General features: G+C 42.4%; 16 protein-coding genes. 9 read left to right on the top strand and 7 right to left on the bottom strand.

Annotation, left to right across the window (positions count from 1 at the left end):
- Positions 1–102: 102 nt before the first annotated feature.
- Complete coding sequence (locus NSP_RS07665; protein WP_006197543.1) at positions 103–987, top strand: ParA family protein; 885 nt, start codon at positions 103–105, stop codon at positions 985–987.
- 311 nt (positions 988–1,298) lie between these two features.
- Here NSP_RS07665 and ileS read toward each other — a convergent pair whose 3' ends face one another.
- Positions 1,299–4,175, bottom strand: a complete 2,877-nt coding sequence (gene ileS, locus NSP_RS07660) for an isoleucine--tRNA ligase (RefSeq protein ID WP_006197544.1) — start codon at positions 4,173–4,175, stop codon at positions 1,299–1,301.
- A 178-nt stretch (positions 4,176–4,353) separates the two neighbouring features.
- Here ileS and NSP_RS07655 point away from each other — a divergent pair, with 178 nt between their 5' ends.
- Complete coding sequence (locus NSP_RS07655) at positions 4,354–5,481, top strand: three-Cys-motif partner protein TcmP (protein WP_006197545.1); 1,128 nt, start codon at positions 4,354–4,356, stop codon at positions 5,479–5,481.
- Here the strand turns inward: NSP_RS07655 and NSP_RS07650 are convergent.
- Positions 5,471–6,247: a DUF5131 family protein gene (locus NSP_RS07650; protein ID WP_006197546.1), complete on the bottom strand. Its 777-nt coding sequence runs from the start codon at positions 6,245–6,247 to the stop codon at positions 5,471–5,473. The two genes, NSP_RS07655 and NSP_RS07650, sit on opposite strands and share 11 nt — an antisense overlap.
- Before the next feature lie 135 nt (positions 6,248–6,382).
- On the opposite strand from NSP_RS07650, the gene NSP_RS07645 reads away from it, so the two are divergent.
- The 6 genes from NSP_RS07645 (at position 6,383) to NSP_RS07625 (ending at position 8,562) form a co-directional block, all read left to right on the top strand.
- Positions 6,383–6,610: a DUF4926 domain-containing protein gene (locus NSP_RS07645; protein WP_006197547.1), complete on the top strand. Its 228-nt coding sequence runs from the start codon at positions 6,383–6,385 to the stop codon at positions 6,608–6,610.
- Between the two features lie 86 nt (positions 6,611–6,696).
- On the top strand, positions 6,697–6,948 hold the full coding sequence (locus NSP_RS07640) for a hypothetical protein (RefSeq protein WP_006197548.1): 252 nt from the start codon (positions 6,697–6,699) through the stop codon (positions 6,946–6,948).
- A complete protein-coding gene (locus NSP_RS26240) occupies positions 6,945–7,106 on the top strand; it encodes a hypothetical protein (protein WP_006197549.1) in 162 nt (53 codons plus the stop codon). The genes NSP_RS07640 and NSP_RS26240 overlap by 4 nt, the downstream gene beginning before the upstream one ends.
- 292 nt (positions 7,107–7,398) lie before the next feature.
- Entirely contained in the window at positions 7,399–7,770 is a 372-nt protein-coding gene (locus NSP_RS07635; RefSeq protein WP_006197550.1) for a type II toxin-antitoxin system VapC family toxin, read from the top strand.
- 104 nt (positions 7,771–7,874) lie between these two features.
- Positions 7,875–8,210, top strand: a complete 336-nt coding sequence (locus tag NSP_RS07630) for a DUF433 domain-containing protein (protein WP_006197551.1) — start codon at positions 7,875–7,877, stop codon at positions 8,208–8,210.
- On the top strand, positions 8,200–8,562 hold the full coding sequence (locus NSP_RS07625) for a DUF5615 family PIN-like protein (protein WP_006197552.1): 363 nt from the start codon (positions 8,200–8,202) through the stop codon (positions 8,560–8,562). The genes NSP_RS07630 and NSP_RS07625 overlap by 11 nt, the downstream gene beginning before the upstream one ends.
- A 67-nt stretch (positions 8,563–8,629) precedes the next feature.
- Here NSP_RS07625 and NSP_RS07620 read toward each other — a convergent pair whose 3' ends face one another.
- Both NSP_RS07620 and NSP_RS07615 read right to left on the bottom strand, forming a co-directional pair.
- Positions 8,630–9,364, bottom strand: coding sequence for a Ycf66 family protein (locus tag NSP_RS07620; protein ID WP_006197553.1), 735 nt, complete (start codon positions 9,362–9,364; stop codon positions 8,630–8,632).
- A 53-nt stretch (positions 9,365–9,417) separates the two neighbouring features.
- Positions 9,418–10,026 carry a VWA domain-containing protein gene (locus tag NSP_RS07615; protein WP_006197554.1) on the bottom strand — a complete coding sequence of 203 codons (609 nt, stop codon included), beginning with the start codon at positions 10,024–10,026 and terminating at the stop codon, positions 9,418–9,420.
- A gap of 678 nt (positions 10,027–10,704) precedes the next feature.
- Between NSP_RS07615 and gndA the strand changes: the two genes are divergently transcribed.
- Positions 10,705–12,135, top strand: a complete 1,431-nt coding sequence (gndA, locus tag NSP_RS07610; RefSeq protein WP_006197555.1) for an NADP-dependent phosphogluconate dehydrogenase — start codon at positions 10,705–10,707, stop codon at positions 12,133–12,135.
- A 333-nt stretch (positions 12,136–12,468) separates the two neighbouring features.
- Here the strand turns inward: gndA and patX are convergent, their stop codons facing one another.
- From patX to NSP_RS07600, 3 genes are all read right to left on the bottom strand, one after another.
- Positions 12,469–12,678 carry a heterocyst-inhibiting protein PatX gene (patX, locus tag NSP_RS23950; protein ID WP_071839281.1) on the bottom strand — a complete coding sequence of 70 codons (210 nt, stop codon included), beginning with the start codon at positions 12,676–12,678 and terminating at the stop codon, positions 12,469–12,471.
- A 107-nt stretch (positions 12,679–12,785) separates the two neighbouring features.
- Complete coding sequence (locus NSP_RS07605) at positions 12,786–14,561, bottom strand: FAD-dependent oxidoreductase (protein ID WP_006197556.1); 1,776 nt, start codon at positions 14,559–14,561, stop codon at positions 12,786–12,788.
- A gap of 145 nt (positions 14,562–14,706) precedes the next feature.
- The gene (locus NSP_RS07600; RefSeq protein WP_006197557.1) at positions 14,707–16,098 is read right to left on the bottom strand and encodes a protein kinase domain-containing protein; all 1,392 of its coding nucleotides are present in this window, start codon (positions 16,096–16,098) and stop codon (positions 14,707–14,709) included.
- Positions 16,099–16,209 lie beyond the last annotated feature (111 nt).

Below are 16,209 nucleotides of genomic sequence, written 5' to 3'. Positions count from 1 at the left end.
TTCAAGGTTGCGGAAAATATTAAATTTAATAGAAGTTTTAATTATTCAGCACAGGTGTACGCTACCTAAATATGGGAATGCGTCAACAAAGGACTTAACCAAATGGGAAATGTAATTGCGACTGCAAATATGAAAGGTGGCGTTGGTAAAACCACCCTCACCGTCAACATCGCTACTTGTTTAGCCCAAAATCATGGTAAGCGGGTGCTTGTCCTCGATTTAGATAGCCAAATCAGCGCTACACTTAGTTTAATGTCGCCCTTAGACTTTGCCAAGCGTCGCAAACAACGCAAGACATTTCGATATTTGATAGACCAAATTATCAATCCTGAACCAGAAGCAAAACTGACAATTCATGATATTATTCAATCTCCAGTTTGTAATCTGCCTGGACTAGATTTATTACCCGGAGATATTGACTTATATGATGAGTTTGTAGTCTCAGAAATGCTGCATCAACAAGCAACTGCTTTGGGTGAACCGGATTTTGAAACTGTTTGGAATCGCTTTGAAAGAGTCTTGATTAATAATATTATCAAACCAGTGCGCGAGGAATATGATTTCATCATTCTAGACTGTGCGCCTGGCTATAATTTATTGACTCGAAGTGCTTTAGCAGCCAGTGATTTCTACATTCTTCCTGCTAAACCCGAACCTTTATCTGTGGTGGGTATTCAGCTATTAGAAAGACGCATTGCTAAATTAAAGGACAGTCACGAACATGAAGCTAAGATTAATATCAAAATGTTGGGAATTGTCTTTAGTATGGCTAGTTCTAATCTGTTAAATGGCAGATATTACAGACAAGTTATGCACCGGGTTGTGGAAGATTTTGGTGTTGATAAAATCTGTAAGGCACAAATACCTGTTGATATGAATGTGGCTAAGGCTGTTGATAGTTTTATGCCGGTTGTGTTAACTGCACCTCAATCATCTGGTTCTAAAGCATTTACTCAATTAACTCAGGAGTTGTTGCAGAAGTTGTAGGGGAATGGGGAATGGGGAGTGGGGAGTGGGGTAAAAGCTTTTCGGTGTCTAACTTTTATGATCAGTTTATGTTCTAATGTCCTGGGCGAATTTGAAATCATAAGACCCCACCTCTAGCCCCTCCGGTGCAAGCGAGGAGGGGAACCGGATTTACAGTGAAATTCGGGTTTTAGGGTTGAAAACTCTTTTTTAATCAGGATGTGTGTACACCGTAGGACAGCGAGGAGGGGAGTAGCAAGTATTAAACTAGACTTGATATTCTCCCCTCTCCTTAGTAAGGAGAGGGGCTGGGGGTGAGGTTCTGTATTTTATTAAAACTCTCCCGCTAAGGCTGGAACGCAGCGTTCACACAGCAGGGGATGCTCTGCTGATTCTCCCACATGGGTGGAGTAATTCCAACAGCGATCGCACTTTTTACCCTCTGCATCTACTACCGCAATTCCCCAGCTATCTGACTGCAAATTATATTTCAAACCTTGCAAAGCTTCCGCAGAGTCTAATACTTCCACTTGGGAGGTGATAAATAAATACCGCAGTTCATCGATACCATTGCCAATTTCAGGATTTCGGGCTTTTACCGCAGAACGCAATTGCTCATCCTTGACATATAGCAGGATTTTTGCTTCTAGGGAAGAACCAATCATTTTTTCTCCCCTGGCTTGTTCTAACACTTTATTCACATCATCGCGAATTTTGCGGATTTGTTGCCAAAATTCTGCCAATTCCGGATTAAGCCATGTTTTATCTACCTGCACCCAACCAGCTTCAAACACTGATTTATATGGTGTTTCGTAAGGGATAAATTGCCAGATATCCTCAGCAGTGTGACACAAAACAGGTGCGATCGCTCGTGCTAAATTCTCCAAAGCAATTTGCAAAACTGTTTGACAACTGCGACGACGGAAAGCATCCGGGGAACTGATGTATAATCTATCCTTGGCAACATCTAAATAGAAGTTGGATAAATCCACCACGCAGAAATTCAGCACAGTTTGGAAAAAGCGGAAGAATTGGAAACTGTCAAAAGCTGCGGTAACTTCCTCAAACACCTCGGTCATGCGGTGTAACATATAACGGTCAAGTTCTGGCAAATCTGACAAAGGTACTGCATCCTTTACCGGGTCAAAATCATCCAAGCTACCCAACAAGAACCGCGCTGTATTGCGAATCTTGCCTCTAACATCATTCATTTGCTTGATGATAGTACCACCCAGACGCACATCAGAAGAATAATCTACCGACGAAGCCCACAACCGCAGGATATCAGCACCATAAGGAGGTTCTTTTTTCTGGTCTTTTCCGCCATTAATTACAATTTGGGGGTCAACCACATTTCCCACAGATTTACTCATTTTTCGCCCTTGTTCATCTAAAACAAAGCCGTGAGTTAATACAGTTTTGTAAGGTGCAATGCCATTTACTGCTACACTGGTAAGTAAACTGGACTGGAACCAACCCCGATGTTGGTCGGAACCTTCCAAATACATATCAGCCGGATAGCGTAACTCTGGACGCTGTTTCACCACAGCCGCCCAAGATGAACCAGAATCAAACCAGACATCCATTGTATCTGTACCTTTGCGGTAAGACTTGCCATTATGGCGGTAAGACTCTGGTAATAATTCCTCTACCGACATTTCCCACCAAGCATCAGAACCTTTCTCAGCAATAATTCCTTGGACGTGGTTGATACTTTCCTCATTCAGTAAAGGTTCCCCAGTGGCTTCATCGTAGAACACCGGAATGGGTACACCCCAAGAACGCTGACGGGAAATACACCAATCAGAACGTTCTGCAACCATTGGTCTGATGCGATTTTCACCTTGGGCTGGAATCCATTTTACACTAGCGATCGCCTTTAAAGCCTCATCCCGAAATCCAGCCACAGAAGCAAACCATTGTTCAGTCGCCCGGAAAATCGTCGGCTTCTTCGTCCGCCAATCATAAGGATACTTGTGGGCGTAAGCTTCCTCCTTCAACAAAGAACCAGCCGCAGTCAAAGCATCAATTACCGCCTGATTTCCATCACCCAAAACATTCAACCCAGCAAACTCACCCGCCTCCTGAGTAAAATCACCATTATCATCCACAGGCGCAAGAATCGGCAAACCATAACGCTGACCAACAATGTAATCTTCTTGACCATGACCAGGTGCAGTATGTACCAACCCAGTACCCGACTCAGTAGTGATATAATCACCACCCACCACCACCGGACTTTCACGGTCAAACAAAGGATGACGATAAGTAGAATGTTCTAAAACCTGCCCCTTAAACGTAGCCCTCACCGCCAACTCAGCATCCAAAGTAGCAGCCAACCTTTCCACCAAATCAGTAGCCACAATCAAAAACTCACTCTGCGCCTCTGCGTCTCTGCGTGACACCTCCACCACAGAATAATTCAAATCACCATTCACCGCCACAGCCAAATTCCCCGGAATCGTCCAAGGAGTAGTAGTCCAGATAGCGACACCCAAATGGGGCAAAAATTCACCCAACACAGGTTTAGCAGCCTCAGACAGCCCTGTAATGGGAAAAGCCGCATAGATACTTCTCGAAGTGTGACCCTCTGGATATTCCAATTCTGCCTCAGCCAAAGCCGTTTTAGAACTAGGACTCCAGTGAACCGGCTTCAAACCACGATAGATGTATCCTTTTAACACCATCTGACCGAACACACCGATTTGTGCCGCTTCATATTCCGGCTTCAAAGTCAGATAAGGATGCTCCCAGTCACCCCAAATACCGTAGCGTTTAAAACATTCCAGTTGGTCATCTACAGTAGCTAACGCAAACTCTTTAGCTTTTTGCCGCAATTTTAAAGGCGTTAAACTTTGCCGTTCTGCTGACTTCATATTTTGCAGAACTTTCAACTCAATGGGTAATCCGTGACAATCCCAACCCGCCACGTATCTAACTTTACGCCCTTGTAGTAATTGGTAGCGGTTAATAATATCTTTGAGAATTTTATTTAAGGCATGACCAATATGCAATGAGCCGTTGGCGTAGGGAGGCCCATCATGGAGTATAAATAATTCGCCGGGGTTTTCTTGGGACAGGCGATCGTAAATGTTATTTTCCGCCCAGAATTTTTGGATTTCAGGTTCCCGCTTGATAGCGTTAGCCCGCATATCGAATTTAGTCTTGGGTAAGTTTACCGTATCTTTGTAGCTTCCAGGTTCTGTCACAGTCTCATGCCTAAGATTATATGTGCAGGTTATCCGATCAATTATAAGAGATGGGATGAAGGCTAGTTACAGCGATGTGCGATCGCTTAAAATTAGCTCAATGCTACGCTCAGTTGCATTTCTAGACATTCAGTAATTTATAAATTAATATACTTAGAATAACATAGAGTAATTACGTATGGCTAGTGATTCCTTCTTTGATGAACAGAAAGAGCAATCTTTAATAAAAGCTAGAATTGTTAAAAAATATTTTTGGGCTTGGGCAAATGTAATTATACCAACGGCTAAAAAAGCAGGTAATAAAATTGCCTACATAGACCTTTTTGCTGGTCCTGGTCGATATAAAGATGGTTCAAGCTCGACACCCATAAAAGTTTTAGAAACGGCAATTTCTGATCCAGATATGCGAAATATGCTGAAAACATTATTTAATGATGCTAATTCCGAACATACTCATTCCCTTCAAGATTCTATAAATTCAATTCCTGGCATTGAAAATTTAAAATACAAACCTAACGTAATCAATTACGAAGTTGGCGAAAATATTGTCCAAACATTTAATCAGCTAAAATTAGTTCCGACATTATTTTTCGTAGACCCTTGGGGATACAAGGGATTATCATTACAACTTATAAACTCAGTTGTCAAAAACTGGGGCTGTGATTGCCTTTTCTTTTTTAATTATAATCGGATTAATATGGGTTTAGGTAACTCATATGTCAAAGAACATATGAATGCGCTGTTTGGAGAAACACGAGCAGATAGCTTACGCGAAAAACTGCAAGAACTGAAACAAGAAGAACGGGAGTTAACAATTGTAGAGGCTATTTGCGAAGCTCTGCAAGAAATGGGTGGCGAATACGTCCTACCTTTTCGTTTTAAACATGAAAACGGAAACCGTACTAGCCATCATTTAATTTTCGTCAGTAAGCACTTTAAGGGCTATGAAATTATGAAAGAGATAATGGCTAAAGAGAGTTCTGAGCAAAATCAAGGTGTACCTTCTTTTGAATATAACCCAGCTACTTCTATGCAACCCTTGCTGTTTGAACTTTATCGTCCTCTAGACGAATTAGAAGCAATGCTACTAGATACATTTGCAGGACAAACAATAACTATGAAAGAAATTTATTTACAGCATAATGTTGGTAAACGCTACATTAGCAAGAATTACAAAACTTCCCTGAATAATCTTGAAGGTCAAGGTAAAATTACGGCAGAAAAACCTGCTCATCAAAGACCAAAAAGGAAGGGTGAAATTACTTTTGCAGATTCAACTAAAGTGACATTTTCACCTAAGCAGTAAGCCCCAAAGTTTCTTTTTTAACTCTTAATTTTCGCGGAGATGCGCCCCATTTCTTTTGATGTTGTTGCCAAGCATCAGGCATTTCATCCCATATTTTCCCATCTAGCAACCTACCACCAGCTTTAGAAGTTCTACCACCAACTTGCTTGAAGAAAAAAGCTACTTCTGCTTTTTGACATTGGTCACGAATATCCTCAACCCACTCAATTGACATTGGACGATGTTTTTGACCAGACTCTCCCCCAACTATAACCCAATCAATATTTTCTAAGTTAAGATTCAAGGAACCTAACAATGGTTCACAGGACAGAAAACGCACCGATGCAGGAACTTGGCGCAGGAAATCAATCCGATGAACATAGTTTTGATTTTCAACTGATACACCCAACCAAATATTTTTATGAAATTCTAAATTAGGTGCTAACTCAACTAAGCGTTCAGGTCTTTTTGTTAATATTTGATATATATGCCAAGGTGTAACTTGAATAACTTTGAATACATTTTGAATAAAATCTAGCGGAACTTCTTCATGAAAAAGGTCACTCATTGAATTCACAAAGATTCTGCTGGGAGTTCGCCACTTCAAGGGTTCTGTCAACCTTTCTGGGTGTAAAGTTAAATCAAACCCATTTTTGAAATTATTAGGAAACCGTTTAGTAAGAGCTTCTGCATAGCAATGTAAACACCCAGGACTAATTTTGTTGCACCCAGTTGTGGGATTCCAAGTTTTATCTGTCCACTCAATACCTGTGCGTATACTAGACATGATTATGTAACCTTAATAATTATTAATTTTGTAAATTATTGTCAAATTCTATAATTCATACGTACTATATTATATCAGACTTTTTAATAAAAAAATCACTGGAACTATTGTTGTCATACATCAAGATTATACAAAATGACTCAGAATACACCAAAGTTACTAGATGTAATAGCACTCACAGCTGATATCCCTGAATATAATTTGTTGCGTGGTCAAGTTGGTACAATAGTCGAAATATTAGGCGATGGTGCTGCGTTTGAAGTAGAATTTAGTGACAAAAATGGACAAAGCTATGAATCTGTTGGTTTAACTCCAGAGCAGATTATGGTGTTATATTTTGAGGCGATCGCCTACCCTCATTGAGCTAAAATTATCCTAGATGATGCGATCGCTCAATGCCTGAATGCTACGATCTGAAAATACAATATTCACTAATCGGGATGAAGTTGATGAGTCTATCACTTCAAAAAATGTTCAGCGAGATTGACCAACTTACCCCAGAAGACCAATTGACAGTAATGGGGTATTTAGTAGAACGGATGAAAAAGCACGTTATTCCAGCACAGTCAAAACGCAAATGGAGTGATTTAAAGGGTATGGCCTCCTATCCGCTATTGGATAAAGATGCTCAAGAGTGGGTTTCTCAGACTAGACGTGAAGGAGATGAGCATCGGGAAGGTTTGTTAAAAGCAGAAGAATGAAGATTAGCGAGGCATTGGTAGGAGTTTACCATATATTTATTGATACAGCGCCAGTCATCTATTTTGTAGAACGCAATCCGCAGTTTGTGAATTTAGTAGACCCAATTTTTGAACGATTGGAAACTGGTATGACCGAAAAACGAGACGCAAGCCCCTGACTTTAGGCATGGGGAGAAGGCGGTAAGAACTTTTAAGTTCCGTCAAACGATTGCGTGGCTTTAGCCACAGTGTTAAAATAGATTAGCGAGAAAACAAGTAGGAATAACCTTCAGCGCATTGAAGTATCCTAGTACGGAGCAATCCCGGCAACGGACATATCCGACTCGATTCGGAATAGTTAAAGGGCGAATAATGGCAGGATATGGAGCGTTCATCTTTAAAATATGAAGGACTCAGAAAGTATGCGCGAATGAGAGCAAAAGCTCTTTGAGTGAGTAGAGGGATACTTGAATGTCCCGTTGTCGCCTTTTTCAGGTAGGCAAGAATCCCCTGGCTTTAGACGTGGGGAGGTTCAAAGCAGTAGTATCTCCCATAACATTGTCTGAGTGTTTGGTCGGTGCTATGCGTTCGGGTTTAGCGGATTTAGAGCAAGCTTTTCTCGATGTGTTGCTCAGTAATGAAGTAGTTTTTGTGGATATTAATGCTGCGATCGCACAAGACGCTGCGAGAATAAGGTTACTTTACAACCTTCAGTTACCTGATGCTTTACAGATTGCGATCGCTTTAACAAGTAACTGTGATGCTTTTTTGACTAATGATCAGGCTTTGAAGCGAGTCACAGAGTTGAGAATTTTGGTGGTAAGTGAGTTAGAGGTGGATTAATGCGATCGCCTGACCTCATTGAGCTAAAGTTATACTGATGCGATCGCTCAAGTTGCCTCAATGCTACGATCAAGGAATACATATATTATGAGCCTCAGCTAACTATGCAACTTGAAGAATACTTTAACTTTCTAGCGCCTGATGATATTCGGCTGAAGGGTACACGAGTAGGAATTGAAACCATTTTGTTTGACTACCTCTTCCGTGCTAAAACTCCCGAAGAGATTGCCAAAACTTACACCTCATTGACTTTAGAACAAGTTTATGCAACTATTCTTTACTACCTACACAATCAGCAAGCAGTAGATGCTTATATTACAGATTGGCTAGAGTGGGGCGATCGCATGAGAGAAGAACAACGCCATGACCCGAACCCAGTTGTAGAAAAACTACGTCAATTAAAAGCTGAAAAAATGGCGATTCCATCTCATGGCGCTTAAGTATCTCATAGATGAGAATGTTGATCCGATTTACACAATTCAATTACGCCGCTTCCAGCCTGATTTGTTTGTCATGGCAGTTGGAGATTTAACTACTCCACAAAAGGGAACATTAGACCCTGAAATTTTGCTTTGGTGTGAAGAAAATGATTTTGTTCTAGTCACTAACAACCGCAAATCTATGCCAGTTCACTTGGCAGATCATATAGCTCAAAAGCATCATGTGCCAGGAATATTCATTCTAAGTCCAAAATTAAGCGTTGGTGAAAATCTAGAACAGTTACTTTTGATAGCAGAAGGTTCACTTGATAACGAGTATCAAGACCGCATAGAGTTTTTGCCTCTGTTTTAAGAAAATGGAGTAATTGCTATTAACTAAAACCCAACGCCATATTAAATAACGCTGGGTTTCATCCAAGTCAACCAGCCTGATCATTTGGTGGGATTTTTTCCGGTGGCGCTTCTGCTGGAGGAGCCAGAGCAGCATCCGGAGCAATTTCCTCAGCCGGAATCGGTGGTTTTTCTTCAGTCTCAGCCTCAGCTTGGGCTGCTTCTACCACTTCAGCCGGTGGGGGATTGGGTGGAGTGACTTCCTCAGCTTGAGATTCAGTTGCAGTAGTAGCAACATTTTCCTCTGCTGGTTGTTCTGGTGTCGCAGAAGTTTTATCAATAATCTCAACAGCAGGTTTCTGAGGGGGTACAGAGGTCGTTTCCTCCGTTTTGGGAGTTTGCGGTGTTGTCTTGGTTATCGTCTGTTGCGCCTTGTTTTTCGCGCTGCTCAAGATATTACCCATACTTCCTTGCACCTGACCTAGCCTATCCTGGAGAGACAACTTATTCATTTGCTCCTGAATGCCAGTTTTTACCGTCTCAGGACTGGGGACTGGGGTTTGTTCGGTTTGCGGGGTGAGTTGGCGACGTAACGAAAGAGTTTGCCAGCCAAAGGAAATTAACAGAGCGACGCTAGCCACATGACCGAGCAATAAACCTCCAGAAATGCGGGGCGCAAACACCCATAAGACTAAGGCATAGAAAAGTCCGACACCACTCCAGATAAAGTCATTCTTACGGTGGATTTCTGGGAAAAAGAAAGCTGCAATGTAAATGGCTAAACTACCAACTCCGACCACAAAAGCTAGAACATATGCCAGCATTTTTTGGTTACTCCTTATTGCATCATTTGACGAGAAATTGGGAATTAGAAATTTTAGTCAACGATCGCTTTCTCTAAAGCTGCGGCAAATCCGATATCTTCTATTTCATCAGCAGTTGTCACGTCAGCAATATCAAACTTTGCACCGGCGTTGGTCAACTCATCGTCTATTGTCCGCAGAAACTTAGTAGCCCCTGGATCATCACCAATTTGAAAGAATAGCACGGCTAATTCTTCATCACTATCTATTTTGCGACTGGCTAAAATAATCTGCTCATACACAGGCTTACGATCATCAGGCTCACCATCGGTAACAACAATAATTGTCTCACCGTTTGGCGTTAAACCTTGTTCTCTTCGCTTGAAAAAGTCATCAAAGGCTGCTTGCAGTACGCCGCCTAAGTTGGTGCTTCCCGCCGGGTGATTTTCTTGGAATATCTGCTGAACTTTACTCGCAGTCACCTCGGAGTAAAATTTGTGTCTGCCAGAAAACAGGTAAACGTTGATACCATCTGGGTCTAGCTGGTCACACTTGCGCGCTAACGCTAAGGTGTTCTCTTGCATAGTTTCCCATCTGGTTTTGCCTGGAAGGTCGCCTGGGCTTTCCATGCTGCCGGATTTGTCTATGATTAGAGTGTATTGTCTGCCCATAATTTCTGTCATTTTTTCCTTAGTATGGTTATTTTTTTGGCTGCTATCTAAATTTTAGACAAATCTAGATATTTATTTCTGACTTCAATAGGAGCAGTTATAGCAGCCGCCAAGGTTGTTAGGACATGGAAAAAGTTTAAAACCCAGTCACAGCAAGTATTTGACTTTTGACTTTTGCTATATCTCTGAGTCAGCTTACAGGCTGTAGCCAAATGCGATAAATTAATTATCATGATTCTTCTGAGCGATCGCCATACCCACCAGCAACACCAATAACGGTAACGCCTGCACAGATTCATTCATCTTGGCTTTCCTGCTGCACCTTTGTTTGCCCACCTTCCACTATGTCTAAAGCAGTGGAGACAGTGAAATCATCCTCTAATTGACAGAAATTACAGCAGTTTTCAGGTATTTAAAACACGCGCCGATGTCTTTCTTCCTTTCTTCCTTTGCGCCTACCCTACGGGTTCCGCCTTAGCGGTATGCGCCTTTGCGTGAGATATAAAGATGTCATTCATTTAGCTGAAAATCGCTGTAATTGCATAATTAAACTTGCCACAATTAATTCTTTGTGCTAATTGTAAATTTTTGCAGTTTATTCAAGTCTTAAGGTCTTCTTTAGGAGAGAAGCCAAAATCTCGGTCTACCCTAAAGATAAAAGGATCTGCAAGAGTTAGCCAAACATAATTTATGACACTACAAAGCTTTGGTGTGATTGGATTAGCCGTAATGGGCGAAAATATAGCGCTCAACGTTGAGCGTAATGGCTTCCCAATTGCAGTTTATAACCGCTCCAGAGAAAAAACGGATGCGTTTATGGCGCAGCGCGCCCCAGGAAGGAACGTCAAAGCCGCCTTTACCTTAGAGGAATTTGTCGCATCATTGGAACGTCCCCGCAAAATTCTCGTGATGGTGCAAGCTGGTAAGCCAGTGGATGCGGTGATTGCCCAACTCAAACCCTTGTTAGATGAAGGTGATATCATTATTGACGGTGGTAACTCTTGGTTTGAAGATACAGAAAGACGTACTCAAGAGTTAGAACCTGCTGGATTGCGGTTTCTGGGTATGGGTGTCAGTGGCGGTGAAGAAGGCGCTCTCAATGGCCCCTCACTTATGCCTGGTGGTACTCCCAGTTCTTATGAGTACCTGTCTCCCATTTTCAACAAAATTGCTGCCCAAGTTGATGATGGCCCTTGTGTAACCTATATTGGCCCTGGTGGTTCTGGTCACTATGTGAAAATGGTACACAACGGTATTGAGTACGGCGATATGCAGTTAATTGCAGAAGCCTACGATTTGCTGAAAAATGTCGCTGGATTAAATGCAACTCAGTTACATGAAGTGTTCACGCAATGGAACACCACAGATGAACTCAATTCGTTTTTGATTGAGATTACATCGAATATCTTCCCTTACGTTGACCCCGAAACCAAAAAACCCTTGGTGGATTTAATTGTTGACGCAGCCGGTCAAAAGGGAACTGGTCGTTGGACTGTCCAAACTGCTTTGGAATTGGGTGTAGCAATTCCCACAATTACCGCCGCAGTTAATGCCCGGATTATGTCTTCTATTAAGGATGAACGGGTAGCAGCTTCTCAGAGCTTGACAGGCCCCAGTGCTAAGTTTGATGGCGATGTCAAGGACTTTATTAACAAGGTTCGTGATGCTCTTTATTGCTCCAAAATCTGTTCTTACGCTCAAGGTATGGCGCTGTTATATACAGCTTCTAAAACCTACAATTGGGATTTGAATCTGAGCGAGATGGCGCGGATTTGGAAGGGTGGTTGTATTATTCGGGCTGGCTTCTTGAATAAGATTAAGAAGGCTTTTAACGAAAATCCTGCATTGCCTAACTTGTTATTAGCTCCCGAATTTAAGCAGACTATTCTTGACAGACAAGATGCTTGGCGGGAAGTAATTATGACAGCAGCAAAAGTGGGAATTCCAGTTCCGGCTTTTAGTGCATCTTTGGATTATTTTGACAGCTATCGCCGCGATCGCCTACCCCAAAATCTCACCCAAGCACAACGCGACTACTTCGGCGCACATACTTACAAGCGTCTTGACAAAGAAGGAACATTCCACACTGAGTGGGTTCCCATTGCTGAAGCTAAGAAGTAAACTTTCATGCCGGAAAATCGGCAAATTGTGAAAGTTGCAACTGTTTAGGTTAGAGGTTTAAAAGTGACTCTGATATTCAGAGTCACTCTCTTATAGATAAGCGTTTCATCACATTATTGCATGGGATATGCGCGTACCGAAGGCAGCGAAGCCATCGCCTGATAAGTCTGGAATGAGTTTAGCGATGCAACAGTGCTGATTTGGTGCAAATGTACCGTGAATATTTAAGTTTTATATCTCTGCTAGAGACGCAGTTCTGGATTCCCTGACAATTATATAACTGCTGACTCTACAAAATATTGACATGACACGAAGAGATGCCCTCTTTTGAGGTTAAGCATTAGCACCAGACTTTTCGATAACGCTTCTGCGTCCACTACCCCGATGTAGTATTGGGCTTTCTGGCTCGTTCAGTGAGTGTAACTGTTGCGAACCAAAAGAAGATAGCAACATCTGAGATAAGCGATTTACCTTTGCTGGGCAGTTAAAAGCTAAGGTAGTGAAAACCAAACTCGAAACTAAAAGTGAAATCGTAGCTCGCATAACAGATGTTTATTTTAAAATTCTCTTGTCTACTGCTACTGGTTTTTTGGGAGTTTGTCCGGAATATTGAGAAAAAAGTAGTGTGTTTTACTGAAAAAAAATTACTTTTACGATATGTCAATCTCTGACGCTAGTAACCAATGTCCAGCATGATTTAAGTGACCCCAAATCGTTAGCTGTTGCTCATGTACAGCGCTTTGTAGTTGCTCTTGTGTGTGCGATCGCAAAGTCACAACCTGCCAAGTTTGACCATCATATGCATCTGGTGCAGTGATAGTGAAACAGTAATCTTGCTGATTTATCCGCCGGAAAATCCCTGTGAAACGGTCGCCTCTACGTGGTAATACTTGACTATCATTTAAGTGATTATACGTATCGGGCGAAGAGCCAGGATAATTGCCATTAAATGGATAAATTTGCGGGTTATTTAAATAATACAGTTGCCAATTCAGCCATTCCGGATTTTTAGGAGATATATCTAAGTTAAATAAAGGTACAAGTATTGCCGGATATGGTAAAGAATTTAACAAAGCATTTTGTAATTGCTTGACAGGTAAATCCCTCGGCTGACAGTCCAACTCAACGCACATCGCCGCAGCCATTCCCGCAGCTTGACCGATACCCATAACCACAGGTTGTAATCTCGTTGCGCCATTAGCAATATGAGATACAGAAATATTCTTTTCACACACTAAAAAACCATCTGTTTCCGCAGGAATCAGGGAACGGTAGGGAATAGTAAAGGGTGTACCAGTCCAACGTCCCCCCCAACGCATTGATTTCGGTTGCAATGGTAAGTTGAACCCAGGATAATGATGGTCATTGGCATAGTTACCCACAGCTATGGCATCGGGGAACAGAGACGCTACCCTACCCCCAGCCATTGGCAAAATATCCTGTTCTCGCACAGTAGTTAGTCCCACCAAGCGGCGACTCTCGCGGTAATAAGGATGCAATGCCAAAGCACCAGCTTCACAGGGAAAAACTGACTCAGCTAAACCATAGCGTCTACCCAAGTTTTTTTGGATAAAATGGGCGAAATTCTGGCTATGCCAGCGTGATTCTTGCAAAAATTCCTTTTTGGCTGCTTCTGACTCGATTAATCGCCCTACACCTTCGCCATAGTCGTTACCACATATCGGCCAATTAATCATAAATCGACCCCCTGGTAAACGTCCATAGTTCAAGAATTTCTCAGCCCCATAGTTATCCCACGCACCTGCAAACAGGGAAGGATCATAATTAGGCGCTGGTGGAATTTCTGGAGTAACATCTTCACCAAAATCTTGCATCACCACGACCCAAGTAGGGGCTTGCACTGGATAACTTTGTGTGATAGCATTATAATCTGCTGGGGCGCTATTTTCTCCCCACTCAGATTGCAACTCCCAGCCCCAACGGTGAGGTATTTCCCCCAAAGCCAATAAATCACCTAATTCTGTACCGTCGAGAATAATTTTGGCTGTAACGGTGAAGTCTGCAAACCGCACACCAGTTATACAATTACCCTGTTGCAACACTTCTAAAGGCACTTGTCCAGAAATCCAATGCAGATTTGCTAATTCCTGCACCCAGTCGGCAAAAATCTCGGCTCCAACACGGGGATCATAACTAAAGAAGCTCACCCAGCTATTATCTAACCCTTCTGGTTGACGTTGCCGTAGTTCTTGTAAAAATGCTCCCCATAATCCGGTTTGAAATGCCATTAATTCATTACCATCCGGTGCAGATACTCCAGCAGAGGTGAGCATTCCCCCTAACCACGGAAATTCACTCACCAAGATAGTTTTTGCTCCCCGTCGCGCTGCTTGGATGGCCGCAGCTGTTCCTCCGGTTCCTCCGCCAACTACTAAAATATCTGCTGTGTATGTTTGTTTGGTCATTTTGATATAAGTCTCTAAAATAGTTGAGAAGAGGGAATGAGAGGGGATTTTTTAAACGCAGAGGTACGCTAAGGTTAGCGCAAAGGTTCGCTGAGTTTTTGTTTGAGTTTAGGGTTGCTGGATCAGGTCTGTGGTTGGGCTAACTCTATGAGGCATTTTTGGGATTTTTTAAGAGGTATACTAATACGATTCCTGAGAAAATACCGCCGAACAAAAAAAAGAATGGGACGGAATTAACTACGATCCACCAGTAGGCGCGTTTGACAAATGGTCGCATGAGCCACCATTGGATTATTCCCACTATCACTCCTCCGAACATTGCGGAAAATCCTACGGCTGTATCGGTATCAACAAAAATGATCAGGGCTACCGCATAAGGTATAAAAGTACCTAAAGTAGTTCCCAGCAGCCACCAGTATTTAGAGATAGGGATGTGTCGTCGCAGGACTAATAATTGCATGAAACCGATTGTTAAGCCCCAGCAGCCAATCAAAACTAAAACAAGTCCCCCAATTGAACCCAAAACATTTGCTAATACCCATTGGAAATACAAACCTATCCCTACGTTTGGACTTTCGGCAGATACAGCAGCAGGTGCAGACTTTTGGGGAATCTCTTGACGATATTGGGCGGGAACCTTGGGCGGTGGCGAATACAGGGGAGGATCAGAATTAATTGGTTTTCTGGGATGGGTTGATGGTTGTGTGGGTGCATAAGCATTCCCCAACTGTTGCACTGCGGCTAAAGCCTCCACAGCCGACTTATAGCGTTGGCGAAAGTCGTAGCGTATCATCTTGTCTAAAATATCTGCTAGGGGTGGGCTGACTTGTACTAAGTCCCGCCACTTAATTTCCGCCGTTTGTTCATCTTCTTCTAGTTCCTGGGGCATTAATCCTGTTAAACTTTGAATACCAATTATCCCCACCCCGTAAATATCGCTGCTTAATTTGGGAATACCCCGACTTTGTTCACTGGGCATATAACCAGGCGTACCAATACCTACAGTCATTTTAGTTACACCCTGTCGAGTTACCACCTGTGTACTAATTTGTTTCACCGCCCCGAAATCAATGAGTACAATTTTGCCGTCACTATTGCGGCGAATCAGGTTTGGCGGTTTGATATCCCGGTGAATAACTTGATTTTGATGGACAAAGGCTAATGTTTGCAGAATATTCTGTAATAAGGCAATGGTATAAGGTTCACTCAGCCGTTTTCCGGGGGTGAGTTCATCACTCAGGGGATGACCATCAATGAATTGTTGGACAAGAAAGAATTCCTCGTTTTCTTCAAAGTGCGCCAATAGTTGGGGAATTTGGTCGTGAGTGCCTAACTTGTGTAATAGCTGTGCTTCTGATTCAAATAACCGTCTCGCAACCTGTAATGTCATGGGATCAGTTGCCATCGGTTTGAGTTGCTTGACTACACAAAGACTGTGGTACAGTTTAGTATCTTCAGCAACGTAGGTTCGTCCAAAACCACCAGCACCCAAGACTTTAGTGATTTGATAGCGTCCGTCTAGTAACTGACCTAACATAAAGGCGATCGCATCTTGAAGAATGTCTGTATTTTAACTTGACTCTTACAGATACTGATAGAGGCTAGAGGCGAAACTTTTATATTTTGTTTTTCGGATATTTCGTTTATG

The sequence above is a fragment of the Nodularia spumigena CCY9414 genome, from assembly GCF_000340565.2.
GTDB classification, from domain to species: Bacteria; Cyanobacteriota; Cyanobacteriia; order Cyanobacteriales; family Nostocaceae; genus Nodularia; species Nodularia spumigena.
This window is presented reverse-complemented; position numbering and strand designations above follow the sequence as displayed.

Bases quoted from the DNA above. Each gene is read 5' to 3' on its own strand.
- patX (WP_071839281.1), bottom strand. From the start codon at position 12,678: ATGCGAGCTACGATTTCACTTTTAGTTTCGAGTTTGGTTTTCACTACC.
- NSP_RS07645 (WP_006197547.1), top strand. From the start codon at position 6,383: ATGACTCAGAATACACCAAAGTTACTAGATGTAATAGCACTCACAGCT.
- NSP_RS07600 (WP_006197557.1), bottom strand. From the start codon at position 16,098: ATGTTAGGTCAGTTACTAGACGGACGCTATCAAATCACTAAAGTCTTG.
- NSP_RS07655 (WP_006197545.1), top strand. From the start codon at position 4,354: ATGGCTAGTGATTCCTTCTTTGATGAACAGAAAGAGCAATCTTTAATA.
- NSP_RS07635 (WP_006197550.1), top strand. From the start codon at position 7,399: ATGTCCCGTTGTCGCCTTTTTCAGGTAGGCAAGAATCCCCTGGCTTTA.
- NSP_RS07640 (WP_006197548.1), top strand. From the start codon at position 6,697: ATGAGTCTATCACTTCAAAAAATGTTCAGCGAGATTGACCAACTTACC.
- NSP_RS07650 (WP_006197546.1), bottom strand. From the start codon at position 6,247: ATGTCTAGTATACGCACAGGTATTGAGTGGACAGATAAAACTTGGAAT.
- NSP_RS07665 (WP_006197543.1), top strand. From the start codon at position 103: ATGGGAAATGTAATTGCGACTGCAAATATGAAAGGTGGCGTTGGTAAA.
- NSP_RS07605 (WP_006197556.1), bottom strand. From the start codon at position 14,561: ATGACCAAACAAACATACACAGCAGATATTTTAGTAGTTGGCGGAGGA.
- NSP_RS26240 (WP_006197549.1), top strand. From the start codon at position 6,945: ATGAAGATTAGCGAGGCATTGGTAGGAGTTTACCATATATTTATTGAT.
- NSP_RS07620 (WP_006197553.1), bottom strand. From the start codon at position 9,364: ATGCTGGCATATGTTCTAGCTTTTGTGGTCGGAGTTGGTAGTTTAGCC.
- NSP_RS07630 (WP_006197551.1), top strand. From the start codon at position 7,875: ATGCAACTTGAAGAATACTTTAACTTTCTAGCGCCTGATGATATTCGG.
- NSP_RS07625 (WP_006197552.1), top strand. From the start codon at position 8,200: ATGGCGCTTAAGTATCTCATAGATGAGAATGTTGATCCGATTTACACA.
- NSP_RS07615 (WP_006197554.1), bottom strand. From the start codon at position 10,026: ATGACAGAAATTATGGGCAGACAATACACTCTAATCATAGACAAATCC.
- gndA (WP_006197555.1), top strand. From the start codon at position 10,705: ATGACACTACAAAGCTTTGGTGTGATTGGATTAGCCGTAATGGGCGAA.